The following is a 26,430-nucleotide window of genomic DNA, read 5'->3' as shown; positions in this document are numbered from 1 at the left end:
GCAGATCGACTGGCAATAGGAGTGATTACCATTTTCCCTCGATGAAAAGGATCCTCACGTCATGCCTGTTGTCAGTCGTCCTTGCGGTGAGCGGGTGTTAGCACTCGCCGTGCGTACCGCCATGCTGAATTTCGTTTTGGTCGCAGGAAGCGCCAACGCTTGGGCCGCCAGCCCCGAGCAACCAGGCGTTGCCGCCGACCCGACTGCGAACGCCGCGCCGGACGCGCTGACCCTCGACAGCACCAACGTCAACGCCCGTTACAACGGCGCGACTGCCTTGCCGGAAACCCTCGCCGGTGGTCAGGTGGCGCGCGGCGCACGGCTGGGCATGCTGGGCAACAAAGACGTGATGGATACGCCGTTCAGCGTCACCAGTTACACCGCCAAAACCCTCGCCGATCTGCAAACCGTGACCGTCGCCGATGCGCTGGAACGTGATCCTTCAGTGCGCTCGACCGGGCAGACTGGCGGTATCGTCGACTCGTTTTTCATCCGTGGCTTCCCGATTGGCGAAGGCAACCTTGGTGAGCTGGCGTTCGACGGCGTCTACGGTGTCGCGCCGAATTATCGGGTGTTCACCGACTACGCCGAGCGCGTTGAAGTGCTCAAGGGGCCGGGCGCGCTGATGTACGGCATCTCGCCGAACAGCGGCGTCGGTGGCGTGATCAACATCGTGCCCAAGCGTCCGCTGGATGAAGACCTGACCCGGTTCACCGGCACCTATGCCTCGGACTCGCAGGTGGGCGGGCATCTGGACCTGAGCCGGCGCTTCGGTTCGGAGAACCAGTTCGGCGTGCGTTTCAACGGCAACCTGCAGGGTGGCGATACCGCCGTCGATGATCAGCATCGCGACCTCGGTGTCGGCGCGATAGCCCTGGATTATCGCGGCGAGCGTCTGCGCCTGAACCTCGATTACATCAGCCAGAAAGAAAGCTGGGAGGGCGCTTCGCGGCCCTTCACCATTGCGCCGGGCGTTGATGTGCCGTCTGCGCCGAACGGCCGCACCAACCACTCGCAGGACTGGGGCTGGTCGGACACCAAAGAGCAGTCGGCGTTGCTCGGTGGCGAATATGACCTGACCGACAACGTCACCGTGTTCGCTCATGCCGGTGGTGGCAAGTCCGACGTCAAGCGCCTGTCCGACCAGGTGCCGAGAATCCTCAACGACGCCGGCGATACCAGCAACATTCCCGGCTACTACAAATTCAACGTTGATCGCTCGACGGCTGACGTCGGTATGCGTGGTGTGTTTGCCACTGGCCCGATCACTCACACCACCACGGTCATGGCGACCCGTTATCAGGATGAGCTGTCACGCGGCATCAACAACGGCACGGCCATCCTGTCGAATATCTACCACCCGATCGACAGGCCGCAGCAGTACATCAACTCGCCAAAGGTGTTGCGTGTTTCCGAATCGGAGCTGTCCGGCGTGGCGTTGACCGACACAATGTCGATGCTCGATGACCGCTTCCAGTTGACCCTCGGCGTGCGGCGTCAGGACATCGAATCGCGTAACTACAACGCGGCCGGTGCGGTTAGTTCGAAATACAAGGACAACGCCACGAGCCCGTTGGTCGGCGTGGTGGTCAAGCCTTGGGAAGACGTTTCGCTCTACTACAATTATGTCGAAGGCTTGAGCAAGGGCGACATCGCCCCGGGCACGGCGTCCAACGCCGGCGAAACCTTTGCTCCGTACGAGTCCAAACAGCACGAGATCGGCGTCAAGTATGAACACGGCACGTTCATGACGACGTTGGCGTTGTTCCAGATCGAGAAGCCAAGCGGCGAAGTCGGTGCCGACAACGTGTTCTCGGTGCAGGCCGAACAACGTAACCGTGGTGTCGAGTTGAGCATGTTCGGCGAAGTGGCCCCGGGCACTCGCCTGATGGGTGGCGTCACTGTGCTTGACGGCGAACTGACCGATTCGGCGACGAAGGCCAACCGTGGTAACAAACCGGTGGGCGTGCCGGACGTGCAGGCCAATCTCTGGGCCGAATGGGACACCCCTTGGCTGGAGGGTTTCACGCTGACTGGCGGTGCGATCTACACCGACAGCCAGTACGTCAACCAGGCCAACACTCAGGAACTGGATGCCTGGACCCGCTTCGACGCCGGCGCGCGTTATGCGACAAAAATCGAAGGCCGGCCAACGACGTTCCGCGCCACCGTGCAGAACGTGTTCGATCGTGAGTACTGGTCGGGCGTGGCGTCCTACGGCGCGTTCTCTCCAGGTTATCCACGGACCTTGCAGCTGTCGGCCACGGTCGATTTCTGATGTGAACGGGCAGGGCGTAACGGTCGCCAACGGCGGTTACCGATTTTCCTTCTATATATAGTTTCACGATCACGTTGGTTGTCCGAGACGGGGTCCGGCAGGCGGGCAGCAATTGCTGTCCGCCTGAACCTTTCAGAAAAGGAGTATTCGCCATGTTTAATCACCCAGGCGTGGGGGCGGTAAACGCGCCATTGGCTTTTCGGACAGCGAACAACCCATTGGCCTTTGAGTGTGATCGCAGCGCCAATGCGCATATTCGCGAACTGCTGCGCCACTTTGGGCTGCGCACCAGCCTGATCCGCTTCAAAGTCATCAATGCACTGGTGGTGGCCGGCCGCGACGGGCATGGGATCGGGGTGAATGGCGTGCATGCGTTTGTCGAGTCTTCATCGCCCGAGCTGTCATTCGTCAGTGTGCGTGAAGTGCTCAAGCGTCTGGGTGAAGAGGGGCTGATCGTGCTTGGCAGTGACAAGACCTACCGATTTTCCTCTGAGGCCATGGAATTGCTGCAGCAACACACCGATCATCTGTAGGCGCTGCCGAGCGCCTACAGAGTCCCCGTGTATTTCACGGCGGCGGCCGCTCGCGAGGGCACGTTCAGCGTGCGTAATAAAGAAGACACATGAATGCGCACCGTGAACGGAGAAATATCCAGTTCACGGGCGATTTCCTTGTTGGTCTTGCCTTGGGCGATCAAGCGCAGCACGTCCTGCTGACGCGGCGTAAGGGCGGCGCCGGTTTCCAGCGGCAGCAAGCCGGACGGCGCAAACTTCACCAGCACCTCACCTTCACGAATCGCCAGAATCGCCTGGCCGATTTCGTCCGGATCGATGTTTTTGCCGATAAAACCGTCGATACCGGCGGCCATGACTTCGCTGATCAACGACTCATCATCGACCATCGACACCACAATCAGCGTGGTACGCGGCAAGCGTCGACGCAGTTCGGCGAGCTGGCTCACACACGTGAGCCCGGGGAAGCGCAAGTCGAGAATCAATGTGTCCGGCTCGCCCAAAGGCAGCAGCGCCAGTACGGCGTCGAGATCGCCGGCTTCTTCGATAACGGCTTCGGGCAGCAACCGCTGAACCGTGCGCAGCATCGCTTCGCGAAACAGCGGGTGATCGTCGGCTATGATAATTCGGCAGGTCATGGCACGACCCTCCCTGGGTCAGGCGTTACTCAAGGCTTGCACCTTAGCACCGGGCGCGTGTGTTGCCTGTAGGCTGATTCGGAAACTGACGATTGCCGCACAAGGACGTTTAACCATGAAGTTCGAGAAAAACACCGAACTCGATCAGGCCAATCTGCGCATTATCATTGCCAGTATCGCCGTGGTTTATATGCTGATACTGGGCTTTTTGCCGGGTCAGCGCTTCGATACGTACCTGCCGATCATTACCTACATCATTGTGTTTTTGTTGGCCTCGATCGCCTTGCGTCAGGCGATTGCGCGCTGGCCGGGGCATTACCCGGCGCGACGGATTTTCGGCATGATCCATGATTACACCGGCACCTGCTTTGGTCTGGTGGTGGGCGGCGAGATGGCGTTGCCGCTGTACGCGGTGATCATCTGGGTCAACCTCGGCAATGGCATGCGCTATGGCTCGCGCTATCTGGCGATTGCCACGGCGCTGGCGTTGCTGGCATTGCTGTGTGTGTATCGCCTGACGCCGGTGTGGCAGGCGCAACCGTTCATGGTGTTGATGCTGATGCTCACCAGCACGGTGATCCCGTTTTATGCGTATTTGTTGCTGGAACGTACGCGCAAGGCCTCCGAAGAGGCGGTGGCGGCGAATCTGGAAAAGTCGCGGTTTCTCGCTCAGGCCAGCCATGATTTGCGTCAGCCGATTCATTCAATTGGACTGTTTACCGCGTGCCTGAGGGAGTCGCGGTTGGGGGACGAGGAACGGCGCTTGGTCGATAACATCGACCGATCGCTGCTCAACGTTTCGCAACTGTTCCGCTCGATTCTCGATCTCTACACCCTTGATAACGGCCGGGTTCTGCCCAAACTGCAAACCCTCAATTTAGGGGAATGGCTCGCGGATCTGATTCGCCAGAACACCGAAGCGGCGCGTTGGGCCGGGGTCGAACTGCGTTTGCGCCCCTGTGAGTATTGGGTGTGCACCGATCCGGCGTTGCTCGCGACCATGGTGCAGAACGTGCTGTCCAACTGCTTCAAATACGGTGCGCATCGGCCGGTTTTGATCGGCGTGCGTCGGCGCGGGGCAGGGCTGGCCATTGTGGTTTATGACCGTGGCAACGGTATCGCCGAGGAGCATCTGGGCAAGGTGTTCGAGGAGTTTTATCGGTTGCGGCAAGTGCGCGATAAAGACGTCGAAGGCGTGGGGCTGGGGCTGTCGATCGTCAAGCGTCTGGGTGAGTTGATCAGTGTCGGCGTTACTCTGCGTTCGCGGCTCGGGCGGGGAACGGCGGTGACTTTGTACGGGTTGCCGATCGCCGCGCCACCGCTGTTAACGGTCAATCGGAATGAGGCGCGCCAAGTCGGTTTGCTGACCGGGCTGAAGGTGTGCCTGGTGGAAGATGACCGCAATGTGCTGCTGGCGACTTCAGCGTTGCTGGAGCGTTGGGGCTGTGTGGTTCAGGCCGAGTTGACGGCTCAGGACTTGGTCACCGACTGCGACATCATCGTCGCCGACTATGACCTCGGCACCCATGCCACCGGCATCGAATGTATCGATGATGTGCGCAGGCAGCGCGGTTGGGCGGTACCGGCGATGATCATCACCGGGCATGACGTCGAGAAAATCCAGGCAGCCTTGCACGACCGCGACATCGCCATCCTGTCCAAACCGGTACGCCCGGCCGAACTGCGCGCGACCTTGAGAGCCCTGCGCGACCGGCAACCCGAACCCGCTGAAAGCGTTTCGTGAATGATCATCGCGGACACACCAAAGATCCCTGTGGGAGCTAGCCTTCTAGCGATTTGGCCAGCAGGCTGGCTCCCACATTTTCAGATCAGCGTTTGCACAGGTAATCCTGGGTGATGGTGGTTTGCAGGCAGTTGTACTGGCCCATGGTGCGGCAGATGTTTTTCTCTGAGCCGGTCACTTCGGCGTTTTTGTAGCCCCAGGTCTTGCAGCGTTGCGCGGCGACGGTCAGGCCTTGTTCAGCGCTGGTCTGGCCGCTTTCGAATTGGCCCAGTTCATAGGAGACCTGGACGACGCCATCGTTTTTGCTGCCGCCGGTGGCCTCCCACTGTTTCGGCGTGGCACAGCCAGTCAGGAACAGGGCGCTGAGGGTGAGTGTCGCGATCAAGATTTTCATGAGTGAGCGGAGTCCTTTACCGGGTGGAGAAGTTATTGCAGAGGGATTGGCGAAGCACCTTTCGGCAGGCACGACAGCGGCGGCGACATCATGCCCATGCTCGCCACGGCGATAATTACGCCGCTGGGTAATTCACAGTTGTATTCCCCGGCGGGGGTGTACGCGGTGTAGTAGGTGAGGGTGCTGTCGTTGCGGATGTTGTCGATTTTCGACACCGGTTTACCGATCACCGTTTGCGCGCGTTCTTTCATGCTCGCTTCAGTGGGTTTGACGGTCTGGCAGCCGGCAACGCCGAGTAGCATCGCGCCGACCACGGCGATCTTGCAGAGGTTTGTATGGAGTTTCATGGTGTGTCTTCCTTGGTGTTGTTCTGATTTCCAGGCACAACGATCCCGCACGCTGCGAACAGGCAACGTTGAGGAACATCGGGGGTTGCGGGGGAATATAACGCCAGGTGGCAGGGCGGTCGATTAGCACAAATGTGCTAGTGCGGCGCTCGACAGGCGGTTTGCTGGATCCGCCTGTCGCGCCGAGGGAGGATTACTGAGGGCTGTTGAATTGATCGGAGTAACTGCCGGTCATCAACGCGGAGGCGACGCGATCAGAGCCAACGCCGACACGCGAATAGGCAACCCGGTTGACGCCAGTGCGGTCGGCGCCATCTGAAGCCAGTGCGCCCGCGCCGACATGGTCAGCGCCATCAGAAGCTACGGCTCCTGCACCTACATGATCGGCACCATCAGAAGCGACTGCGCCTACACCGACATGATCAGCGCCATCAGAGGCGACCGCACCAGCACCGACGTGATCAGCGCCATCAGAGGCGACTGCGCCAGCACCAACATGATCGGCACCATCAGAAGCGACTGCGCCTGCACCGACATGATCAGCGCCATCAGAGGCGACCGCACCAGCACCGACGTGATCGGCGCCATCAGAAGCGACCGCACCAGCACCGACGTGATCGGCGCCATCAGAAGCGACTGCGCCTGCACCAACATGATCGGCGCCATCAGAAGCCACCGCGCCTGCACCGACATGATCAGCACCATCCGAAGCGACTGCGCCAGCACCGACATGATCAGCCCCGTCAGAAGCGACTGCGCCTGCACCGACATGGTCGGCGCCGTCGGAAGCCACCGCACCTGCACCGACATGATCCGAGCCATCGGAAGCCAACGCCTGCGGCTGCGCCGCCCAGACATTGGGCACCACAACGGTCGCCACGACCGCCAGAAGCACGCCTAACAACAACTTGTGTTTCATAGTTCTCTCCACGACCCGGCAGCCGCAAAGCGATAAGGCATCGTCCGCCGCGTGTTCGCTGGCGTTACGACTGATTGGCTTGGGTCAGACTGGTGGACGAAAGGCACCGACACACCGTCAGGCGTGCGGGTGTCGACAGAATCATGATCGAACTGATTGAGTATAGATCGCGATTGCGAGCCGGCACGGCGGGGGGATCGACGGCCGTTAGGCGCTTCTCTTCCTGCCCGATTGGGGCAAAGCTCGAATCAGTCTAAAAACACTGATTCGTGTCGGCGAGCCTTTGCTAGGCTCAAAGATGTAGGCGAAGACGCAGACTGATGCGCAATCGGATAGCAAGGGGGCGTGGGGCGCGCTCCGAAAGGTACACGGTTAGAAAGATCTCCGCGCTGAGATCCAGCCCTTATGCCGTGTGAAGCAGCCGAGGCACTAACTTTCAATTTGACCCGGTACTGTGGGAAGCCCGATAAACCTTGTAAGCCAGAGACCAGCACTGGCCGCCTACTCGAACAACAAAGCCCGCTTCGTGCGGGCTTTGTCGTTCCTGCCAGGTCAGATCGATTGCAGCGCCTGCGCCAGGTCAGCGCGCAGGTCTTCGACGTCTTCAACCCCCACCGACAGACGCACCAGGCCATCGCCGATCCCCAGTTTCGCCCGGGTATCAGCCGGAATGGTCGCGTGAGTCATGATCGCCGGGTGCTCGATCAGGCTCTCCACACCGCCCAGACTTTCCGCCAACGCAAAGATCTTCACGTTCTCCAAAAACCGCCGCGCACCGGCCAGATCGCTGTTCAGATCAACCGAAATCATCCCGCCGAAACCGCGCATCTGGCGCTTGGCCAACTCATGCTGTGGATGCGACGGCAGTCCTGGATAGTAGACACGTTTGACCTGCGGTTGCTGCTCCAGCCACTGCGCCAGATCCAGCGCATTGCTGCAATGACGCTCCATGCGCAGCGCCAAAGTCTTCACCCCGCGCAGGGTGAGAAATGCATCGAACGGTCCGGCAATCGCACCGACAGCGTTCTGCAAGAAGCCCAGCTTCTCGGCCAGCTCTTGGTTCTGGCCGACCACGGCGATACCGCCGATCACGTCGGAGTGACCGTTCAGGTACTTGGTGGTCGAGTGCAGCACGATGTCGAAACCCAACTCCAGCGGCCGCTGGATATACGGGCTGGCAAAGGTGTTGTCGGCCACGCTGATGATCCCGCGAGCGCGGCAGATACGGGCGATAGCGGCGAGGTCCGAGAGGCTCAGCAGCGGGTTGGTCGGTGACTCGACAATCACCAGGCGTGTGTCGTCCTGCAGCGCCGCTTCGAACGCCGCCAGGTCAGTCAGATCGACGTAGCTGAAACGGTGTCCGGCACTGCGCTGACGGACCTTGTCGAACAGGCGGAACGTGCCGCCGTACAAGTCATTGCCGGAGATGACGTGCGAACCGGCATCGATCAGTTCGAGCACCGTGGAAATCGTTGCCAGCCCGGAAGCAAAGGCAAACGCCTGGGTGCCGCCTTCAAGGTCCGCCACGCAACGCTCCAAGGCAAAACGCGTCGGGTTGTGCGAGCGGCCGTAATCGAAACCCTTGTGCACGCCGGGGCTGTCTTGCAGATAGGTGGAGTTGGCGTAGATCGGCGGCATCAGCGCGCCGGTGGTCGGGTCCGGTTCCTGCCCGGCGTGGATCACCCGGGTCGCGAAGCCTTGGGATTTATCGTCGTGCTGACTCATGCGAGGGATCTCCGTAATTGGTTGAGCATGTCGGTGCGGGTGATCAGGCCATGGAAGCCCGATGCATCGGCAATGATGGCGACAAGGCCACGGCTGAGCACCGCTTCCAGCTCGGCAAGGCTGGCGCCGGGCGCGAGGGTTTGCAGCTTGTCGGTCATCACGCTGGACACCGATTGACTGAAGCGCGCGGCGTCTTCGTGCACCGGCAGCAGGATGTCGGATTCGTCGATCACGCCGACCAGTTGCTTGCCTTCCACCAGCACCGGCAATTGAGAGACATCGGCCAGGCGCATGCGCTGGAACGCGGTCAGCAGGGTGTCGTCGGGGCCGACACTGATGACGCGGCCGTCTTCGAAGCGGCGGGCGATCAGGTCACGCAGATCACCGTAACCCTTGCGCTGCAACAGGCCCTGATCGGTCATCCACTGGTCGTTGTAGACCTTCGACAGATAACGCGTACCGGTGTCGCAGACAAAACTCACCACGCGTTTCGGCTCGGTCTGTTCACGGCAATAACGCAGCGCCGCAGCGAGCAGGGTGCCGGTCGACGAGCCGCCGAGAATACCCTCGGCCTTGAGCAACTGGCGGGCGTGATCAAAGCTTTCTTCATCGCTGATCGAGTAGGCGTGGCGCACGCTGGAGAGGTCGGTGATCGACGGAATGAAGTCTTCGCCGATGCCTTCCACCGCCCATGAACCGGGCGTTGGCAGGGAGCCGTCGCGGCTGTATTGCGCCATCACCGAGCCGACCGGGTCGGCCAGGACCATTTCCAGATCCGGCTGCACGCGTTTGAAAAAACGGCTCAGGCCCGTCAGCGTGCCGGCGGAACCGACACCGACGACGATCGCGTCCAGGTCATGTTCGGTCTGCGCCCAGATCTCCGGCGCGGTGCTGCATTCGTGGGCCAGCGGGTTGGCCGGGTTGTTGAACTGGTCGGCGAAAAACGCACCGGGAATGTCTTTCGCCAAACGTGCGGCGACGTCCTGATAATACTCGGGATGGCCCTTGCCGACGTCGGAGCGGGTGATGTGCACTTCGGCGCCCATGGCTTTCAAGTGCAGGACTTTCTCGGTGGACATTTTGTCCGGCACCACCAGCACCACGCGATAGCCTTTGGCGCGACCCACCAGTGCCAGGCCCAGGCCGGTGTTGCCGGCGGTGGCTTCGACGATAGTGCCACCGGGTTGCAGGCGACCATCACGCTCGGCGGCGTCGATCATCGCCAGACCGATGCGGTCCTTGATCGAGCCACCGGGGTTCTGCGATTCGAGTTTGAGAAACAGCGTGCAAGGCCCGGTGTCGAAGCGGGTGACTTGAACCAGCGGAGTATTGCCGATCAGCCCAAGTACGGCAGGGCGTGATTCCTTTGACATTTCTTCACCTCTTAATGGTGTTGATCGCGTTCCAATCGCGGGGAAAAGACTCGCGTGCAACATAGGCTCAGACATCGGCTGTCGCAACCTTTAGTCGGTCGTCAATACAGCCATTTCGATCTAACGATAGATCGAAATCAAAGACTTGCCGGACGGGTTAACGTGCGTTTACACAGAGGCGTCATTGAGTTTTCAAAGGGCGTCTTCCCGACCATGGACGGCTTGATTTGCGAAGCAATATCCTGCTGCGAAAACTGTCCGGAAGATTTCACATCGCGCAGTTATCGGCTGCCGAAGATGGTGGCGGGTCAGCCAATGAAGGTGTTGATCCTGCCGGGGCATGACATTCAGGTTCGGGGAATTTCCATGGCAGCACAGGGTAGGGTGTTGTTACTCTGACCGGCCGCAGTCGAGGCGTTTGCACTACATGAGTCATCAACCGATCATTCAGGCCGTGTCTGAAGCAGACATTGGCGAGGTGCTGAATTTTGTTCTGGCGGCCCGCGCCGAGCTTTTCCCCAAGCTCAGCGCAACGGGTATGCCAGACGATCTGGCGCGTTTCGCCGAGGTTTATCTGGGTGGGAAAGGGCGTTTTCTGATTGCTCGCCAGCAAGGGCAGATCGTCGCTTCCATCGGTTATCTGCCTTACGACCGACGTTTCCCGCGTCTTGCCTGGCCTGACCGTAACGTGGTGGAAGTCGTCCGCCTGTTCGTCCTGCCTTCGCAGCGACGCTCAGGGCTGGCCGGCGCGCTGTATCGAACACTCAAGGAAATGGCACTCGCCGACGGGGTCGAGCTGATCTACCTGCACACTCATCCGTTTCTGCCGGGAGCCATCGAGTTCTGGCAACGGCAGGGCTTCGAGATTATCGAGGTCGACGCTGACCCGGTCTGGCAGACGACGCACATGCAGGATGTCATGAGTGGAATCGAAGAATCTGCGCCCCATCGAACGGGTCCGTCAGGTAGTGCGCCCTGACCCCGAAAGTGTCCTGTAACCGCTGCGGTGTCAGCACTTCCAACGGCGCGCCCAATGCCACCAGCCGCCCCCGTTCCAACACCGCCAGACGATCGCATTTCAACGCCTGATTGAGATCATGCAGGGCGATCAGCGTGGTCACCGGCAACGTCTGCACCACGTTGAGAATGGTCAGTTGATGCTGAATGTCGAGGTGGTTGGCCGGCTCGTCGAGCAATAGTATTTGCGGTCGTTGAGCCAATGCCCGAGCGATGTGCACCCGCTGTCGTTCACCACCCGACAAGCTGCGCCACAGACGCGTGCGTAAGTGCATGGCGTCAACGTCGGCGAGTGCCTGCTGGACGATGGCGTCGTCCGCGTCCGACCACGGTTGCAGCGCCGACAGCCAAGGCGTTCGCCCCAGCGCCACGGCATCAAACACACGAATGCCGTCGTCGGTGTCGGCCTGTTGCTCGACCACCGCGAGCTGTTGCGCAATGCTGCGTCGGGCCATTTTGCCGAGTCGCTGACCTTCGAGCAGCACCTCGCCGGCGCTCGGTTCGCGCAACCCGGCCAGCAATTTCAACAGGGTGGATTTTCCCGAGCCATTCGGCCCGACGATGCCCAGTGTTTCGCCGCGCTGCACCTCAAGGCTGACACCGTTGAGCAAGTCGGCGCCGCGCACTCTGAAGCTCAGATCAGAACAACTCAAAACACTGTTCATCGTGCGGACCTGCGGCCAACCAGAATCAAGGCGAACACTGGCGCACCGACCAGTGCGGTAATCACCCCGACCGGAATCACCTGGCCCTTGATCAACGTGCGCGACAGCACATCAGCGGCAATCAGAAACACCGCGCCGCCCAACGCACTGGCCGGCAGCAACCGCGCGTGACCGGTGCCAAGCAACAGCCGCGCGGCGTGGGGAATCACCAGTCCGACAAAACCGATCGAGCCGACAATCGACACCATCACTGCCGTCACCAGCGCCGCGCAGCCAATCAGCAGAATCTGCACGCGTCGCACCGGAATACCGAGAGACGCCGCCGAGTCCATGCCAAAGGTGAACGCATCCAGCGCCCGCCGATGCCACAGACACACGACCAACCCAAACACGGCCACCGGCACCGCCAACCACACCGACGGCCAACGCACGCCACCGAGATTGCCCAGCAGCCAGAACATGATCCCGCGTGCCTGCTCGGAGCTGGCCGAGCGGGTAATCAAAAACGCCGTGAGCGCGTTGAACAGCTGCGAGCCGGCGATCCCCGCGAGAATGATTTGCCCGGTGCCGCTCGCCGAGCCGCTGACTCGCGCCAGCAGAATCACCAGCACGAACGCCGTGACCGCGCCGGCGAAGGCACCGACTGACAGCGAGATCATTCCGGCGCCAACCCCGAGCAGCGCGACCATTACCGCGCCGGTCGAAGCCCCGGCAGAAATCCCCAGCAGATACGGATCGGCCAACGGGTTGCGCAACAGCGACTGCAAAATCACCCCGCACGTCGCCAGGCCGGCACCACACGCCGCCGCGACCAGTGCGCGGGTCAGGCGGTAGTTCCAGACGATGCCTTCGTCAATCGGGTCGAGTGCGTAACCGGCGCCCCACAGCTTGTTGGCCAGCACTTGCACGACCACGCCCGGTTCAATCGAGGTTTCCCCGATGGCCACGCCGGCGACCACTGCAATCAACAGTGTGGCCAAGGCCAACAGCGTGCGGATCAGGCTGGCACTCATTGCGACAGGTCATAGCCGTTGATGGCCGTGGCCAGTTGCTCGATGCCATCGAACATGCGCAGGCTCGCCTGCATGGCCATGGCGTCGAGAATGATGATGCGGTTGTGTTTCACCGCGTCCATGTTGCGTGTCACCGGGTCGCTGCGCAGGAAGGCGAGTTTCTTTTCATAGTCGTCAGCGGGGAAGCGTCGACGATCCATGCGCGCGATGACGAGGAAGGTCGGATTAGCCTTGGCGATGGTTTCCCAGCCGACCGTTGGCCACTCTTCATCGGACTCCACCACGTTGCGCACGCCGAGGGTGCTGAGCATGAAATCGGGAATGCCTTTGTGCCCGGCCACGAATGGCTCGATGTCCATTTGTGCGCTGGAGAACCAGACCAGCGCGCTGGCATCCTTGAGCTGTTTGCCTTGGGCGGTGGCAATCGAATGGGCGAGGCTGGCCTTGAGCTCGTCGTTGAGCTGCTGGCCACGCTCCTGCACATCGAAGATCTGCGCCAGTTGGCTTACGCTCTTGTAAATCGTCTCGATGCGAAACGGTGCGAGCCGCGTACCGTCGGCGCCGACGAGGTTGTCCTTGGCTTCGCAATCGGAGGGCAGCAGGTAGGTTGGAATCTTCAGCTCATGAAACTGCTCGCGAGTGCCCACCGCACCTTGCGGGCCGACCATCCATTCCAGCTCCACGGCGACCAACTCCGGGCGCTTGCCGATCACCGATTCGAAACTCGGTTCGTTGTCGGCCAGGCGCTCGATCTTGTCGTTCTGCGCCTTGTATTTATCCAGCACGTTGTTGAACCAAAGCGAAGTGCCGACGACTGTGTCGCTCAGGCCCATGGCGTAAAGCATTTCCGTGCCGGCCTGGCCGATGGTCACGGTGCGCGTCGGGGCGTGCTGGAAGGTGAGGGTGCTGCCGCAGTTTTCTACCGTCAGCGGGTAAGCGGTCGGTGCCGCGTGGGCCAGGGTGCAAAGGCTCAGGCCGGTGATGAAGGTGGCAACGCGGGGCAGCAGCATGAGGCAGTCTCCGGGGAATCCGTACGCGGAGCGGGAGAGTACGGATTGGAAACACACCATCGAACGCGGTCAGGAAAACAGCGCAAGGCCGGGCATCAAGCGTTGACGCGCACGGCACGATGTCCTTCCCGGACACCCCGCCGGTTAGTAGTCACTGTGCCGGCAGGTCTCCTGACTGATGCGTCATCGCCTGGCTCCGGCCTTCCCGGGATTTACCCAGTGGCAGTCGTGGAGCAGGCTCGGCACCTACAGTTGCGGGGGCAGTTCCGGTCAGTGCTGAGCAAGCACCTCGGATTCCCTATTAGTCCCCTTCGGGAACCGACGGCGGCATGGTAGTCGATCGAGCCGCTGAAGGGGAGACGAATCTGCCGTGGGGAGGATTAGTGCTGGCTCATCAAACCGTGCAGCACGCCTAAACGCAGGCCCGGTTCCGACGGCACCATCTGCGCGATACCGAACACTTTGAAGGCGGCCAGCATCAACACCAGACCACCGGGCAGAATGCTCTGGCGATGAGGTTGCAGCCCGGCCAGTTTCAGTTGCTGGACGTTGTTCACCTTCAGCAGAAGCAACGACAGGCGTAGGAGCCCGCCGTAGGTGATGCCGTCCTGGCCAAAGTCGTTGAGACGATTGGCCTTGAGCACTTTGGCGAGCATGCGCGCGGTGCCGGAAGAGCCGATGGTTTGCTGCCAGCCCTGAGCACGGTAGCGCCGGGCAACTTTTTCAAACTGCAGGATGGCGAAACGTTCGGCTTCCTGTAACGCAGCGGCGGACAGGTCGCCGCCGCGAAAAAAGCGTGTGCTCAAGGTGCCGCTGCCGATGGCGATGCTTTCGGTGAGCAACGGTTGCGCGCCCTGACCGAGGATCAGCTCGGTGGAACCGCCGCCGATGTCGACCACCAGGCGCAGGTCTTCAGCGCTCGGCAACGCGTGGGTCACGCCGGCGTAGACCAGCCGCGCCTCTTCATGGCCGCAAATGACATCGATGGGAAAGCCCAGATGCCGTTCGGCACTGGCGAGAAACAGCTGCGCGTTGTCCGCTTCACGCACCGCGCTGGTGGCCACCGCGCGCACCCGGCCGGCCTCGAAACCGCGCAGCTTCTTGCCGAACCGCGCCAATGCCTGCCAGCCGCGATCCAGTGCCAGTGCATCCAGTGCACCACCGTCAAAGCCCTCGGCGAGGCGCACCGGTTCGCGCAGGGTTTTCACTTCCTGAATCTGCAAGCCCTTTCGACTGCGCACTGACTGGCCGATCATCAGGCGAAAGGCATTCGAACCCAGGTCGATGGCGGCAAACAGCGAGGCGTCGTCTTTCATGGGAATCCTTGCAAAGCACCCGTCGGGAGGCGCGAGACGGTTTGCGAGGATTCTGCCGTGATCTTGATGACATCCTGATGACGGGGTGGGGGCGGTTCAATGAATGTGTGGCTGTCATGACACTGTCATTATCCGGCGTCTATGCTGAGGCCAATACATCGCGTGTTCTTAAAGTTTTTGCTGCCAGTTTTGGCAGCTTTTTTTTGCCCAAAATTCAGCGAAATCCCCGTAGGAGCTGCCGAAGGCTCGGGCCGCGATCGGACGATCTTTTGACTTTGTTTTTGAGAGCAAGATCAAAAGATCGCAGCCTTCGGCAGCTCCTACAGGGGTAGTGGGGAGTTAGCAGGACTGAGGAGTTTCGCCCCGGGCCAGACGCGCATTGATGTCGTCGATCACTTCCGGGAGCTCGGCGATGGTGTCGATCAGGTAATGCGGGCGCGAAGGCGCGAACATCTTGCCGATTCGCGCGCGCTCCTCAGCCAGTCGATCCGACGGCAACGCCTTGTATTGCTCATAGCTCAGGCCCAGTGCGTTGCCCGAGCAGGTCAACGCCACCGTCCACATGCCGGCGGCGCGCCCTTCGAGAATCCCTGGCCAGGTGTCATCGACCTTGACGCACGCCGCCACGTCATCGATGCCCAAAGCAATCACGTTAGCCAGCGCCTGCGCCGGATGCGGCCGGCCATTGGGGACTTCATCGGTGGCGACGACATGGTCGGCGATGTAGCCATTTTCCCGCGCCAGTTCGACGACCTTGGCCATCACCACCGCCGGATAACCGGAGCACGAACCGATTTTCAAACCCTTGTTGCGCAACGCCGCAATCGCCTCGAGCGCCCCCGGGATCAACGCCGAATGCAGGGCGATTTTCTCGATCTGCAACGGCATGAAACGTTCGTAGATCGCCGTCACATCGTCGTCGCTCGGGACGCGATCAAACGCCGCACGATAACGCTCGGCGATCTGCGGCAGGTTGCACAGCGTGCGAATGTGATCCCACTTGCCCATGCCCATTGGCCCGCGCGCTTCTTCCAGCGACACCGCGACGCCAAACTCGGCAAAGGCCTCGACGAAAATCTGCGTCGGCGCAAACGAGCCGAAATCGACAACGGTGCCGGCCCAGTCAAGGATCGCGGCTTGCAGGTGAGTCGGTTGTTGGTACTGCATGGTCAATCTCCGTTTTCGGGTAAGCGTGGGCCGTCCCTCGGCAATGAGGTAGGCGGTTTCAAGGTTTGATTTTGCTGATCAGGTCAGCGGTGGATTGGAATCAAACAGTTCGGCAATCACTGGTCGGTTCCTGCGGATGCCAAGGCAGCACAGGTGGTATTCGATAAAGAACGGGTGATCGACAAAGGTGATCGGCGTGGTGCCCGGGGTTTCGGCGTACTCGACGGCCGAGACAAACCCGATACCGATGCCTTTGACGATCGCGTGCACGATGGCTTCGCGGCTGTTCAGTTGCATGACGCGGTTGAGGGCGATGTCGAGGCGCTTGCAGCTTTCTTCCACCAGTTGCCGGGTGCGCGCACTTTGCTCGCGCATTACCCATTTCTCGCGGCTGATTTCACTGATGTGAACCTGCGCCTGACTAGCCCACGGATGGTCATCGCGCACCACGGCGATGATCGGATAGCGGTGATACAGCCGCGTATGGAAGCGCTCATCGAATTCCGACAAAGCCAGAATCGCCACGTCGATATCGAAGTTGAACAACCGCGCCAGGGTGTCCTTTTCCGAGGAAAACGAAGTTTCCAGTTCAATATCCGGGTGGCGCTGCATCAGCTCATAGGTCAGGTTCATCGCGATCGGCGGCGACACCGCGCCGAGGCGCAACATGCCGTTTTTACGTTGTTTGAAACTCTGCAGCAGTTGCACCGCTTCATCTTCCTGGCCGAACAGACCTTGAGTGATTGCGTAAAGCTTGTGCCCGGCAGCGCTCATTTCGATGTAGCGTCCACGGCGATGGAACAGCTCCACCGAGAAGGTTTTCTCCAGCGCATTGACCTGCTCGCTGACGGTCGGCTGGCCGACGCTGAGGTACTCCGCCGCGAGGGTGAAGCTGCCGGTCTTGGCCACCGCATGAAACGAACGCAACCACTTGTGATACTGGTACATGCAAGCCCCGTCAGCGTCGAATGAACAATGCCACTGCCGCGCTGCACAGGCAGGCGCTGGTGACCACTATGAAGATGAGAGACGTGTTTGCCGTGGTGTCAAGCAGACGACCAATCATCGGCTCGGCCAGGCCGGCGAACAGGTAGGAGGAAAAGTTCATGATCCCGGTCGCGGTGCCGGCGCGTTTGGCGCCAACCAGATCAGGACACAGCGCCCAGAAACTCGAGGCCGGGCCGTAGACGAAGAAGCCACAAAGGAACAGCGCCACCAGGCCGATCACGCTGTGCGGTGGCAGGCTCCACATCCACAGACTGGTCGCCGCCCCCAGCACCATATAGAGCATGATCGCCAGATACCGCTTGGAGCCGAACAGCTTGTCCGACACCCAGCCGTTGCTCAACGCGCCAACCGCCATGCCGACGGGGAGGGCGACGGTGATCCATTTCGGATCGACCATGCTGTCACCGCTTTTCCAGTTGGCGCCGAGAAAGTGCACCGGCACCCAGACGATCAAGCCGTAGCGCGCTGCGTTCTGAAAGCCCAGTGACAGAGCGGCGATCAGCAGCCGGGGATTCCTCAGCACGGCTTTATAGCGTTGTGCCGAGGACTCGACTTCTCCCTGCGCGGCTTCCTGATGTTTGTCGTCAGCGTTGGCCACGCCGGTATCGCCCACCGGTTCGAAGCCCAGATCCTGCGGCCGTTCGCGCGCCACCAGATAGAAAATGATCCCGCCGGCAAGCATCAGCAGCACGGGCAAACGGAAGATCCAGCGCCATTCCAGTTGCAGCACTTCGAGCACAACGATAGAGGTGACGTACGACAGAATCGACGCGCAACCGGCGGCGAAGGTGTAGAAGCCATAGACCTTGCCGCGCTCACCCGCTGCCCACCAATTGGCAATCAGCCGCCCGCCCGGTGCCCAGCCCAAGGCCTGGAAGTAGCCGTTGACGCCCCACGGCAGAATCAGGCTGGTGAAACCGCTGGCAAAACTGGTCACCCAGTTGGCACCGCAGGACAACACCGCACCCAGCGTCATGATGCGCCGGCCACCGAACTTGTCGGCGAGGTTGCCGTTGATGGCCTGACCAATCGCGTAGGCCCACAGCATCGCGGCAGAAGCCCAGCCGAGGGTTTCCTTGCTCAGGCCGAACTCGGCCTGAATCCCCGGAATGGCAAAGCCGAAGGTCTGCCGGCCGGTGTAGAAAAACAGGTAACAGAACATCGCCGCCAGCAGCATGCGCCACTGCGCGACCCGGAACGAGGCAGAACGTACGGCGAGACCAGGCATGGTTTGGGCACGATTCATGATCTTTTCCTTATTGTTGTGGAGTCCCGCCGTTTGTCGTCGGCGGGTGCACTCTTTTTCGGTGCAACAGGAAATCACCGCAGCGTTGTACGCCGCCGGCTGTGCTTGGGTCGTTCCGTTTTCGGGGACGTCAGGCGGCTTGCGAACCGATGAAGTTCTTGCCGCGCGCGCCCTGCATCGCGAGGTGGATGATGGCTTCGGCATCCTTGGCCGAGACGCCGTAATCGGCAAATTCGGTCTTCACCCCAAGGCTGTGCAGGAACTCACGCAACTGCTGTTGTGCGCTGAGCAGATCCTCGCCGAATACCCGTTGCAGAATCCGGTCACGTGTTGCGTCATGACCCCAGGCCAGGCCGAGCACCAACGGCAGGGTGAAGGAGCAGGCGATGCCGTGGGGCAAGCCATGGCGCAAGGTCATCTCATAAGAAATCGAGTGTGCCAGCGCGGTTTTGGTGTTGGAAAACGCCAGCCCGGCCTTGAGTGCGGCCAGTGCCATGCGTGTGCGCAACTCTTGGCTCGACAGATCTTTTTGCAGATGCGGCAGGCACTCGAGAATGTCTTCAATCGCAGAAATGGCGAAAGTGTCGGAGACCGGGTTGGCGTTGACGTTCCAGATCGCTTCCAACGCGTGGGACAGCGCATCGAGCCCGGTGGACACGGTGACGCTGGCCGGCACGGTGAGCATCAGTTGCGGGTCGATGATCGCCACGCGCGGCCAGGTGCAATCCAGATGCAGCGAGTATTTCTTCTGGCTGGCGCTGTCCCAGATCGTCGCCCACGGGGTGACTTCGCTGCCAGTGCCGGCGGTGGTTGGCGCGGCGATCAGCTGTTTGCAACGGGCCGGGGTGAACGGTTTGCCGCTCGCCAGCAGGCTCAACAGTTCATCGAAACGGCCGGATTCGGTGCCGACGATCAATGCTTTGGCGGTGTCGATGGCGCTGCCGCCACCGACCGCGAGCACTACATCGCAATCACCGGCCTGCTGCCAGAACTGCTCGTAGGTGTTGCGCAGATGGGCGACGTCGGGGTTGGGCTGGACGTCTTCGACAATGTAGATCAGACGTTCGCCGAGCAGGCGTTGCAAACGGTCCACCAATCCCAGCCCTCGGGCCTCAGGGAAGGTCACGAGGGCGACAGTCTGCTGCTCGGTGATGGCGGCGAGGTCTTGCAGGCTGCCCCAGCCGAAGCGGGTATCGACGGGGTTCTGAAAACGGGCAGTCATGGTGGATCCTTCTTGTTGTTGTCGTGTGGCCACATACTCGATGGCGGTCGACAACGGTACAAATCGATAAATCGCAGGTTTGAATCGGCTGAACCGATAACAGCGGCGGTTAATGTGTTGAACCGCTCTGGATCGCCGCGCGCAGGCGACTGGAGATGCTGTCAGCGACAATCACCATGAACGTAATGACGATGATGCAGGTCGCGGTTTCCGGGTATTTGAACAGTTTCAGGCTGCTCACCAGTTCGAAACCCAGGCCACCAGCGCCGACCATTCCCAGCACCGTGGCCGAGCGCAGATTGACCTCGAAGCGGTACAGAATCACTGCAATCCACGCGGTGATGACCTGCGGCAAAACCCCAAACACGATCACCTGCAACGGCCGGGCACCGGTCGCTTGCAGCGCTTCGATCGGGCCTTGGTCGATCTCTTCGATGCTCTCGGCGAAGAATTTGCCGAGCATGCCCAAGCCATGCAGCGCCAGCGCCAATACGCCGGGGAACGGCCCGAGGCCGACCGCCGAAACGAAGATCAGCGCGAGGATCAGTTCGTTGATGCTGCGGGTGAAATTCAAGGCCTGACGCGTGGCGTGAAATACCCAGCGGTTGCGGCTCAAATTGCGTGCCGCGAGAAACGACAATGGGACTGCCAGCAACACGCCGAGCAGGGTGCCCCAGATGGCGATTTGCAGGGTTTCCACTGCCGGCGCCAGCAGTCGCGGGAGGATGCTCAGGTCCGGCGGAAAGGTACGCGAGAGAAAGTCGCCGATCTGCGGTAATCCCGCTGCCAGTTCACCAAGGCTGAGCTGCGCGCCTTGCGCGCTCCAGTTCAGCGTCCACAGCACGATCAGGACGACGGCGCCGGTGGTCAGCCAACTGCGCGGACCACGAGGGCGATCGCCGACCCACTGGTAGTTTTGCGATTGCATGTTCAAGCCCTCGAGGCGGCGCGATAGGTCAGAGTGGGCGTCGGGATGTCGGCGGAGGAGTCCGCCAATTGCCCCGGATAGATTCGCGCCAGATCGGCGTCAGTCATGCTTGACGCTTTGCCATCGAACACCAGATTGCCGTGCGCGAGGCCGACCACGCGGTCGCCAAACTCACGGGCGTATTCGACCTGATGCAGATTGCACAGCACGGTGATGCCCAGTTCGCGGGTGGCATCGCGCAGGTACTGCAACACCAGTCGCGCGGTTTTCGGGTCGAGGCTGGCGATCGGTTCATCGGCCAGAATCACCTGCGGCCGTTGCGCCAAGGCGCGGGCGATGCCGACGCGCTGCTTCTGCCCGCCGGACAATGAATCGGTGCGCTCACCAGCCTTGTGCGCCAGTTCGACGCGCTCCAGGCACTGCATCGCCAGCGCCACATCGTCGCGGCGGAACAGCTGCAGTATCGAGGCGAGGGTGCCGACGGAACCGAGGCGACCAGTCAGCACATTCTTCAACACACTCAAACGTGGCACGACGTTGTGGTGCTGAAAAATCATCGCCACTTCACGGCGCAGAACACTGGTGTCAGGGCAGGCGAGGGCGTCGATGCCGGCGACATTCAGCGTGCCGCTGTCGGCCTGCGCCAAGCGATTGATGCAACGCAGCAAGGTCGATTTACCGGCGCCCGACTGACCGAGCACCACGACGAACTCGCCCGCAGCGACTTCAAGGTCGATGCCGCGCAACACAGGGTTGCTGCCGTAGTGTTTGGTCAGTTGGCGGATGCTGATCATTTCATGCTCCGCAAATCGAGATCGAGCACCTTGGCGGTTTCGCGCACCACGTCATACGACGCGTCGGTGGTGGGCTGGAAGCCGTTGAGCACGCCCTGATCACCCCACGGCACGTCCTTGATCGAGGCCAGTGCGTCAGCGACTTTCTTCTTAAGTTCCGGATCGAGCGCCTTGCGCCAGACCATCGGCGATTCGGGGATCGGCTTGGAACTCCAGACGATTTCGAAGTCATCCTGCTTGACCACCCCTTTGGCCACGGCGCTGGCGAAGATGCGGTCAGCCACGGCTGCCGCGTCAACTTTCTTGTTCTCCACCGCGAGGATGCTGGCGTCGTGGGAACCGGAGAAAATCACCCGTTTGAACAGGCTGTCCGGAGCAAAACCGGCCTGCTCAAGGCCAGCCTTGGGAAACAGATGCCCGGACGCCGAACTCGGGTCGACGAACGCGAACGTATGGCCCTTGAGGTCGGCCAGGGTATGAATGCCGCTGTCCTTGCGTGCCAGAATCACGCTTTTGTACGCGCTCTGGCCGGTCTTCTTGGTCACTGCCACGGAGAACGCTTCAACGTCCGCCACCGAGGTCGCCAGCACGTAGGAGAAAGGCCCGAGGTAGGCGACGTCGAGTTTGCCCGAGCGCAGCGCTTCAATGATGCCGTTGTAATCGGTGGCCACGAACGGCACCACCGGCATACCGATTTTGCTTTGTAGATCGTCGAGCACCTGTTTGCTCGACTCGATCATCGCCTGGGAATCTTCGGAGGGGATCAGGCCAATGGTCAGTTTGTCCTTGGCCCAGACCTGGCTGGCGCCGAAGGCAAGTGCGGTGAAGCTGACGACACGCAGAAACTGGTTAATTGTTTTCATGGCATTCCACGGTGTGGTTGGGAGTTGCCACAGGCTAGGTCTGTCACGTGACAGTCATTCAATCAATTCAATATGCGAAACGACAGCTAACTATTGATGGAGTCTATGGATGTCGAGCGCCAAACTACGGGCCTTTCTCGCCGTCGCCCGTCACGGCAGTTTCAGTGCCGGGGCGCGGGCGTCGGGCTTGAGCCAACCGACGCTGACCACGCAAGTGCAAGCCCTTGAGCGTCAGCACAACGTCGAGCTGTTCCACCGGCGTGGGCGGCGGATCGAGTTGTCGGATGTGGGTCGGCAACTGCTGCCTATCGCTCAGCGCATCGCCCTGCTGGAACTGGAAGCGCATAACCTGCTGCGTGATTCCGGACGGCTCGACAGCGGCCAGCTCAAGGTTGGTGCGGTGGGGCCGTTTCATGTGATCGAGATGGTCGACAGTTATTTGCAACAGCATCCGAATATCGATGTGTCGATCCGCGTCGGCAACTCGGCGCAAGTGTTGTCGGATCTGGAAAATTACGTGACAGATATCGCCGTGTTGGCTGGGCGTCAGGATGATCCGGCGTTGTGTTCGGTGCATTATGCGCGGCACGCGATCATCCTCTTTGCCCACCATGAGCATCCGCTGGCCCATCGCGGCAGCGTGCGGTTGGATGAATTGGAAGGGCAGCGGCTTCTACAACGTGAGCCCGGTTCCACCACGCGGCTGGTGCTGGAGCAGGCGCTGAATGCAGCGCAGGTCAAACCGCGCATCGCAATGGAAATCGGCAGTCGTGAGGCGCTGCGTGAGGCTGTGGTGCGCGGGTTGGGCTTGGGTGTGGTGTCGGAAGCTGAGTTCATTGCCGACCCGAACATCCGCACGATCAGAATCGAAGGCGAAGAGCTGTTTACCGAGACGTACCTGTACTGTCTGGCCGAACGGCGTTCCAGTCGGCTGATCTCATCGTTTTTCGATGCGGCGCTGAGCTGATTTGCAATTTCGCTTAAGGCTTGGCTAATATACGATCCATATACACATCGTATCGGATTCATATATGGGCATCGTAAAGATTTCAGAGGACATGCACGAGAACCTGCGGATCTCCAGCAACGCCCTCAGCCGCTCGATCAACGCGCAGGCCGAGCACTGGATGCGCATCGGCATGCTCGCCGAACTGCACCCCAACCTCGACCACAGCGCCATTTGCCGCTTGCTGATCCGCGCCGAACAGAACGGCGGGCTGGATCTGCAACAACTGACTCAGGAAGCCGTCAGCGCATGAGAAACCAGATCAAGATCAACACCCCGGCCGACATCGCCCAATCGCGCGCTGCCGGCAAACTCGCCGCTGAAGTGCTGGCGATGTTGGTGCCGCACGTCAAGGCGGGCGTCACCACTGATCAACTCGACAAACTGTGCAACGACTACATCGTCAATGTGCAAAAAGCAGTGCCGGCCAACGTCGGTTATCACGGTTTTCCGAAAACCGTCTGCGCCTCGGTCAACGATGTGGTCTGCCACGGCATTCCGTCGGGCACACCGTTGAAGGATGGCGACATCGTCAACCTCGACATCGCGGTGATCAAGGACGGCTGGTTCGGTGATACCAGCCGCATGTATGTGGTGGGTGAAGCGACACCTGAAGCGCAGCACCTGATCAAGACCACTTACGAAGCGATGTGCGCGGGCATTCGCGTGGTGAAACCGGGCGCGACGTTGGGCGATATCGGCCATGCGATCCAAACGCTGGCGGAGAAAGAAGGTTTCAGCGTAGTGCGCGAGTACTGCGGGCACGGGATCGGCAAGGTCTATCACGACGAGCCGCAAATCCTGCATTACGGCTTTCCCGATCAAGGGATGAAGCTCAAGGCGGGGATGATTTTTACCGTGGAGCCGATGCTCAATGCTGGCAAGCGTCATGTGAAGAACATGCCGGATGGCTGGACGGTGCTGACCAGGGACGGCTCGTTGTCGGCGCAGTGGGAGCATATGGTGGCGGTGACGGAGACCGGGTTTGAAATCCTCACCGCCTGGCCGGATGAAATCGAAGGCTTCCGCGCCATCGTTTGATACCGCGTCGACTGTTTCTCTCACCCTAGCCCTCTCCCAGAGGGAGAGGGGACTGACCGGGTTGTCCAGCGCCTGACATCGACCTGAAAGACTCGCGGTGAATATGGATTCACTGCAGCGCTTTCAGGTCGGCGTACTTCTACAATATCCCCCGATCTGCTCCCTCTACCTCTGGGAGAGGGCTGGGGTGAGGGGAACAGATCCAACTGACGCCGCAGTTATCAGTGAGCACCCGCAGCTTTGTTCAGGTCGCTTTCAGTCCATTCGGTGTAGACACAGGCGTCGGCAGTAGCCCAGCGCACCTGCACCGGATCCCCGGCCTTGAGCGGCATGCCAGCAGCCGACAACGCTTTCACCGTCATTGACGTGCCGCCCGAAGTGACCACGCTGCAAGTCTGGCTCTCACCGAGAAACAACACTTCCACCACCTTCGCTGAAACCTCATTCCAACCCGACGGCAACGGTTCGCTGATCGCTTGCGCCACGCTCAACGCCAGTGCCTTTTCCGGCCGCACCATCAGCAACACATCCTGATCGGTGTGCAACCCCGCGGTCAGGCGAATCGACAATGACTGTCCTTCAAACGAAGCCGCCGCATTGCCCTGGGCCTTGAGCTTGAGGAAGTTCGAATTGCCCAGAAACGACGCCACAAACGCATTCGGTGGGTTCTGATAAAGGTCATAACCGCTACCCAGACCAACAATCTTGCCGTGACTGAAAATCGCGATGCGTTGCGACAAACGCATGGCTTCTTCCTGGTCGTGGGTCACGTAAACGATGGTGATGCCCAGACGGCGATGCAGTTGGCGCAATTCATCCTGCAAATCCTCGCGCAGCTTTTTATCCAGCGCACCGAGCGGTTCGTCCATCAGCAAAATGCGTGGTTCGTAGACCAAGGCGCGGGCGATGGCGACACGTTGTTGCTGGCCGCCAGACAGTTGCGAAGGGCGGCGATGCGCGAACTGCTCAAGCTGCACCAGTTTCAGCATCGCATCGACGCGCTTGTCGCGCTCAGCCGCCGCGAGTTTGCGAATCGCCAAAGGAAAAGCAATGTTGTCGCGCACCGACAGATGCGGGAACAGCGAATAACGCTGGAACACCATGCCGATATCACGCTTGTGCGGCGGCACATTCACCAGCGACTGACCGTTGACGAGGATTTCGCCGCTGCTCGGCGTTTCGAATCCGGCGAGCATCGACAGCGTGGTGCTTTTGCCCGAGCCGCTGGAGCCGAGGAAGGTGAGGAATTCACCGTCCTTGATGTCCAGCGAAATGTTGTCGACGGCGGCAAAATCGCCGTAGTGTTTGTTCAGATTGCGCAGGCTGACGAGAGGTTTGTCGTTCTGCTGAGAAGCGTCTTTGATCACGGCACTCATGTCTTACTCCTGGCGCTCAGGCGCTGATTTCGTTGCGCCGGCGCAGTGCGGCGGCGATGACCATGACCAAAACAGACAAGCCGATCAGCAGCGTCGAAGCGACGGCGATCACTGGCGTCAGGTCCTGGCGCAAGGTGGTCCACATTTTCACGGGAAGGGTTTGCAGGGTCGGGCTGGCCATCATCACGCTGAGCACCACTTCGTCCCACGAAACGAGGAAGGCGAAGAGGGCGCCGGCGACCATGCCCGGGCGAATCGCCGGGAATGTCACCTTGAACACCGCTTGCAACCGTGAGGCGCCGCAGATCACCGCCGCGTCTTCAATCGACTGATCGAACAGCTTCAGCGAGTTGATGATCGAGATGATGGTGAACGGCAGCGCGACGATCACATGGCTGACGACGAAGGCGAACATGGTCCCGGTGTAGCCGAGCTTGAGGAACAGCGCGTACACCGCCACAGCGATGATCACCAGCGGCACGATCATCGGCAGGGTGAACAGGCCGTAGAGCATTTCTCGGCCGGGAAAACGTCCGCGCACCAGCGCAAATGCAGTCGGCAAACCGAGGGCGACGGCGCAGATTGTGGTCAGCACGGCGACCTTGAGGCTGGCTGCGGCAGCGCTCATCCAGTCAGGATTGGAGAAGAACTGGCCGTACCATTTCAGCGTCCAGCCCGGTGGCGGGAACACCAGCCACTGTGACGAACCGAACGACAGCAGCACGATAAAGACGATCGGCAACAGCAGGAACAGACCGATCAGCCCGGTGGTGGCGTAGAGACCGAAGCGCATGCGCCGGCTCATCGCATTGGGAGTCAGGAGCATGT

General features: G+C 60.7%; 26 protein-coding genes and 1 riboswitch. Of the genes, 7 read left to right on the top strand and 19 right to left on the bottom strand.

Features of this window, described 5'->3' with window-relative positions:
- Nucleotides 1-61 precede the first annotated feature (61 nt).
- Together HUW52_RS19170 and HUW52_RS19165 are read left to right on the top strand one after the other, a co-directional pair.
- Nucleotides 62-2,278, top strand: coding sequence for a TonB-dependent siderophore receptor (locus HUW52_RS19170; RefSeq protein WP_175554579.1), 2,217 nt, complete (start codon nt 62-64; stop codon nt 2,276-2,278).
- Between the two features lie 152 nt (nt 2,279-2,430).
- Nucleotides 2,431-2,811, top strand: coding sequence for a fe2+ zn2+ uptake regulation protein (locus HUW52_RS19165; RefSeq protein WP_175554578.1), 381 nt, complete (start codon nt 2,431-2,433; stop codon nt 2,809-2,811).
- 14 nt (nt 2,812-2,825) lie between these two features.
- Here HUW52_RS19165 and HUW52_RS19160 read toward each other — a convergent pair whose 3' ends face one another.
- A complete protein-coding gene (locus HUW52_RS19160) occupies nt 2,826-3,428 on the bottom strand; it encodes a response regulator transcription factor (protein ID WP_175554577.1) in 603 nt (200 codons plus the stop codon).
- Between the two features lie 115 nt (nt 3,429-3,543).
- Between HUW52_RS19160 and HUW52_RS19155 the strand changes: the two genes are divergently transcribed.
- Nucleotides 3,544-5,172: a hybrid sensor histidine kinase/response regulator gene (locus HUW52_RS19155; RefSeq protein ID WP_175554576.1), complete on the top strand. Its 1,629-nt coding sequence runs from the start codon at nt 3,544-3,546 to the stop codon at nt 5,170-5,172.
- Between the two features lie 85 nt (nt 5,173-5,257).
- On the opposite strand, the gene yecR is transcribed toward HUW52_RS19155, so the two are convergent.
- The 5 genes from yecR to HUW52_RS19130 form a co-directional block, all read right to left on the bottom strand.
- Complete coding sequence (yecR, locus tag HUW52_RS19150) at nt 5,258-5,566, bottom strand: YecR family lipoprotein (RefSeq protein ID WP_016987091.1); 309 nt, start codon at nt 5,564-5,566, stop codon at nt 5,258-5,260.
- Nucleotides 5,567-5,598: 32 nt separating this feature from the next.
- On the bottom strand, nt 5,599-5,913 hold the full coding sequence (locus tag HUW52_RS19145; RefSeq protein ID WP_016987092.1) for a hypothetical protein: 315 nt from the start codon (nt 5,911-5,913) through the stop codon (nt 5,599-5,601).
- A gap of 408 nt (nt 5,914-6,321) precedes the next feature.
- Entirely contained in the window at nt 6,322-6,723 is a 402-nt protein-coding gene (locus HUW52_RS19140) for a hypothetical protein (protein WP_175554575.1), read from the bottom strand.
- Between the two features lie 661 nt (nt 6,724-7,384).
- On the bottom strand, nt 7,385-8,557 hold the full coding sequence (locus HUW52_RS19135; protein WP_016987095.1) for a cystathionine gamma-synthase: 1,173 nt from the start codon (nt 8,555-8,557) through the stop codon (nt 7,385-7,387).
- The gene (locus HUW52_RS19130) at nt 8,554-9,930 is read right to left on the bottom strand and encodes a pyridoxal-phosphate dependent enzyme (RefSeq protein ID WP_016987096.1); all 1,377 of its coding nucleotides are present in this window, start codon (nt 9,928-9,930) and stop codon (nt 8,554-8,556) included. Before HUW52_RS19130 ends, HUW52_RS19135 begins: the two co-directional genes overlap by 4 nt.
- Nucleotides 9,931-10,357: 427 nt before the next feature.
- Between HUW52_RS19130 and HUW52_RS19125 the strand changes: the two genes are divergently transcribed.
- Nucleotides 10,358-10,909, top strand: a complete 552-nt coding sequence (locus tag HUW52_RS19125; protein WP_016987097.1) for a GNAT family N-acetyltransferase — start codon at nt 10,358-10,360, stop codon at nt 10,907-10,909.
- On the opposite strand, the gene HUW52_RS19120 is transcribed toward HUW52_RS19125, so the two are convergent.
- The 11 genes from HUW52_RS19120 to phnD all read right to left on the bottom strand — a co-directional run bounded on the left by HUW52_RS19120 (nt 10,848) and on the right by phnD (nt 22,179).
- Nucleotides 10,848-11,612, bottom strand: a complete 765-nt coding sequence (locus tag HUW52_RS19120) for an ABC transporter ATP-binding protein (RefSeq protein ID WP_175554574.1) — start codon at nt 11,610-11,612, stop codon at nt 10,848-10,850. The two genes, HUW52_RS19125 and HUW52_RS19120, sit on opposite strands and share 62 nt — an antisense overlap.
- Nucleotides 11,609-12,613, bottom strand: a complete 1,005-nt coding sequence (locus HUW52_RS19115) for an iron ABC transporter permease (RefSeq protein WP_175555709.1) — start codon at nt 12,611-12,613, stop codon at nt 11,609-11,611. Before HUW52_RS19115 ends, HUW52_RS19120 begins: the two co-directional genes overlap by 4 nt.
- Nucleotides 12,614-12,621: 8 nt before the next feature.
- A complete protein-coding gene (locus HUW52_RS19110; RefSeq protein ID WP_175554573.1) occupies nt 12,622-13,635 on the bottom strand; it encodes an ABC transporter substrate-binding protein in 1,014 nt (337 codons plus the stop codon).
- A gap of 143 nt (nt 13,636-13,778) precedes the next feature.
- Nucleotides 13,779-13,973, bottom strand: a riboswitch (cobalamin riboswitch).
- Nucleotides 13,974-14,015: 42 nt separating this feature from the next.
- Nucleotides 14,016-14,951 (bottom strand): Ppx/GppA family phosphatase, encoded by a 936-nt coding sequence (locus tag HUW52_RS19105; protein ID WP_016987101.1) that lies wholly within the window; start codon nt 14,949-14,951, stop codon nt 14,016-14,018.
- 339 nt (nt 14,952-15,290) lie between these two features.
- The gene (gene phnX, locus HUW52_RS19100; RefSeq protein ID WP_175554572.1) at nt 15,291-16,118 is read right to left on the bottom strand and encodes a phosphonoacetaldehyde hydrolase; all 828 of its coding nucleotides are present in this window, start codon (nt 16,116-16,118) and stop codon (nt 15,291-15,293) included.
- Between the two features lie 78 nt (nt 16,119-16,196).
- Complete coding sequence (locus HUW52_RS19095) at nt 16,197-17,066, bottom strand: LysR substrate-binding domain-containing protein (RefSeq protein ID WP_175554571.1); 870 nt, start codon at nt 17,064-17,066, stop codon at nt 16,197-16,199.
- A 10-nt stretch (nt 17,067-17,076) separates the two neighbouring features.
- Complete coding sequence (locus tag HUW52_RS19090) at nt 17,077-18,372, bottom strand: MFS transporter (protein WP_175554570.1); 1,296 nt, start codon at nt 18,370-18,372, stop codon at nt 17,077-17,079.
- A 130-nt stretch (nt 18,373-18,502) separates the two neighbouring features.
- Nucleotides 18,503-19,594, bottom strand: a complete 1,092-nt coding sequence (psrA, locus tag HUW52_RS19085) for an iron-containing alcohol dehydrogenase PsrA (protein ID WP_175554569.1) — start codon at nt 19,592-19,594, stop codon at nt 18,503-18,505.
- 109 nt (nt 19,595-19,703) lie between these two features.
- Nucleotides 19,704-20,522 (bottom strand): phosphonate ABC transporter, permease protein PhnE, encoded by an 819-nt coding sequence (gene phnE, locus HUW52_RS19080; protein WP_175554568.1) that lies wholly within the window; start codon nt 20,520-20,522, stop codon nt 19,704-19,706.
- 2 nt (nt 20,523-20,524) lie between these two features.
- Nucleotides 20,525-21,316, bottom strand: a complete 792-nt coding sequence (gene phnC, locus HUW52_RS19075) for a phosphonate ABC transporter ATP-binding protein (protein ID WP_175554567.1) — start codon at nt 21,314-21,316, stop codon at nt 20,525-20,527.
- Complete coding sequence (gene phnD, locus HUW52_RS19070; protein ID WP_175554566.1) at nt 21,313-22,179, bottom strand: phosphonate ABC transporter substrate-binding protein; 867 nt, start codon at nt 22,177-22,179, stop codon at nt 21,313-21,315. The genes phnC and phnD overlap by 4 nt, the downstream gene beginning before the upstream one ends.
- A 109-nt stretch (nt 22,180-22,288) precedes the next feature.
- Here phnD and HUW52_RS19065 point away from each other — a divergent pair, with 109 nt between their 5' ends.
- From HUW52_RS19065 to map, 3 genes are all read left to right on the top strand, one after another.
- Nucleotides 22,289-23,146 (top strand): LysR substrate-binding domain-containing protein, encoded by an 858-nt coding sequence (locus tag HUW52_RS19065; RefSeq protein ID WP_175554565.1) that lies wholly within the window; start codon nt 22,289-22,291, stop codon nt 23,144-23,146.
- Nucleotides 23,147-23,210: 64 nt separating this feature from the next.
- The gene (locus HUW52_RS19060) at nt 23,211-23,438 is read left to right on the top strand and encodes a ParD-like family protein (protein WP_007918027.1); all 228 of its coding nucleotides are present in this window, start codon (nt 23,211-23,213) and stop codon (nt 23,436-23,438) included.
- A complete protein-coding gene (map, locus tag HUW52_RS19055; RefSeq protein WP_175554564.1) occupies nt 23,435-24,226 on the top strand; it encodes a type I methionyl aminopeptidase in 792 nt (263 codons plus the stop codon). The genes HUW52_RS19060 and map overlap by 4 nt, the downstream gene beginning before the upstream one ends.
- Before the next feature lie 221 nt (nt 24,227-24,447).
- Here the strand turns inward: map and HUW52_RS19050 are convergent, their stop codons facing one another.
- The gene (locus HUW52_RS19050) at nt 24,448-25,602 is read right to left on the bottom strand and encodes an ABC transporter ATP-binding protein (RefSeq protein ID WP_095050091.1); all 1,155 of its coding nucleotides are present in this window, start codon (nt 25,600-25,602) and stop codon (nt 24,448-24,450) included.
- Between the two features lie 16 nt (nt 25,603-25,618).
- Entirely contained in the window at nt 25,619-26,428 is an 810-nt protein-coding gene (locus HUW52_RS19045) for an ABC transporter permease (protein WP_008088090.1), read from the bottom strand.
- Between the last annotated feature and the right edge of the window lie 2 nt (nt 26,429-26,430).

Source organism: Pseudomonas sp. 43A (assembly GCF_013363935.1).
In the GTDB taxonomy this organism is placed as follows: Bacteria; Pseudomonadota; Gammaproteobacteria; order Pseudomonadales; family Pseudomonadaceae; genus Aquipseudomonas; species Aquipseudomonas crudilactis.
The sequence above is the reverse complement of the archived record's forward strand: the minus strand, read 5'-3'. Positions and strand labels throughout refer to the sequence as shown.

Coding starts and splice junctions, on each gene's coding strand:
- phnC (WP_175554567.1), bottom strand. CDS start 21,316: ATGATCAGCATCCGCCAACTGACCAAACACTACGGCAGCAACCCTGTG.
- HUW52_RS19045 (WP_008088090.1), bottom strand. CDS start 26,428: ATGCTCCTGACTCCCAATGCGATGAGCCGGCGCATGCGCTTCGGTCTC.
- HUW52_RS19050 (WP_095050091.1), bottom strand. CDS start 25,602: ATGAGTGCCGTGATCAAAGACGCTTCTCAGCAGAACGACAAACCTCTC.
- map (WP_175554564.1), top strand. CDS start 23,435: ATGAGAAACCAGATCAAGATCAACACCCCGGCCGACATCGCCCAATCG.
- HUW52_RS19125 (WP_016987097.1), top strand. CDS start 10,358: ATGAGTCATCAACCGATCATTCAGGCCGTGTCTGAAGCAGACATTGGC.
- HUW52_RS19160 (WP_175554577.1), bottom strand. CDS start 3,428: ATGACCTGCCGAATTATCATAGCCGACGATCACCCGCTGTTTCGCGAA.
- HUW52_RS19170 (WP_175554579.1), top strand. CDS start 62: ATGCCTGTTGTCAGTCGTCCTTGCGGTGAGCGGGTGTTAGCACTCGCC.
- HUW52_RS19060 (WP_007918027.1), top strand. CDS start 23,211: ATGGGCATCGTAAAGATTTCAGAGGACATGCACGAGAACCTGCGGATC.
- HUW52_RS19140 (WP_175554575.1), bottom strand. CDS start 6,723: ATGTCGGTGCAGGTGCGGTGGCTTCCGACGGCGCCGACCATGTCGGTG.
- phnD (WP_175554566.1), bottom strand. CDS start 22,179: ATGAAAACAATTAACCAGTTTCTGCGTGTCGTCAGCTTCACCGCACTT.
- HUW52_RS19090 (WP_175554570.1), bottom strand. CDS start 18,372: ATGAATCGTGCCCAAACCATGCCTGGTCTCGCCGTACGTTCTGCCTCG.
- yecR (WP_016987091.1), bottom strand. CDS start 5,566: ATGAAAATCTTGATCGCGACACTCACCCTCAGCGCCCTGTTCCTGACT.
- psrA (WP_175554569.1), bottom strand. CDS start 19,594: ATGACTGCCCGTTTTCAGAACCCCGTCGATACCCGCTTCGGCTGGGGC.
- HUW52_RS19095 (WP_175554571.1), bottom strand. CDS start 17,066: ATGTACCAGTATCACAAGTGGTTGCGTTCGTTTCATGCGGTGGCCAAG.
- HUW52_RS19105 (WP_016987101.1), bottom strand. CDS start 14,951: ATGAAAGACGACGCCTCGCTGTTTGCCGCCATCGACCTGGGTTCGAAT.
- HUW52_RS19145 (WP_016987092.1), bottom strand. CDS start 5,913: ATGAAACTCCATACAAACCTCTGCAAGATCGCCGTGGTCGGCGCGATG.
- HUW52_RS19165 (WP_175554578.1), top strand. CDS start 2,431: ATGTTTAATCACCCAGGCGTGGGGGCGGTAAACGCGCCATTGGCTTTT.
- HUW52_RS19120 (WP_175554574.1), bottom strand. CDS start 11,612: ATGAACAGTGTTTTGAGTTGTTCTGATCTGAGCTTCAGAGTGCGCGGC.
- HUW52_RS19155 (WP_175554576.1), top strand. CDS start 3,544: ATGAAGTTCGAGAAAAACACCGAACTCGATCAGGCCAATCTGCGCATT.
- HUW52_RS19110 (WP_175554573.1), bottom strand. CDS start 13,635: ATGCTGCTGCCCCGCGTTGCCACCTTCATCACCGGCCTGAGCCTTTGC.
- HUW52_RS19065 (WP_175554565.1), top strand. CDS start 22,289: ATGTCGAGCGCCAAACTACGGGCCTTTCTCGCCGTCGCCCGTCACGGC.
- phnE (WP_175554568.1), bottom strand. CDS start 20,522: ATGCAATCGCAAAACTACCAGTGGGTCGGCGATCGCCCTCGTGGTCCG.
- HUW52_RS19130 (WP_016987096.1), bottom strand. CDS start 9,930: ATGTCAAAGGAATCACGCCCTGCCGTACTTGGGCTGATCGGCAATACT.
- HUW52_RS19135 (WP_016987095.1), bottom strand. CDS start 8,557: ATGAGTCAGCACGACGATAAATCCCAAGGCTTCGCGACCCGGGTGATC.
- phnX (WP_175554572.1), bottom strand. CDS start 16,118: ATGCAGTACCAACAACCGACTCACCTGCAAGCCGCGATCCTTGACTGG.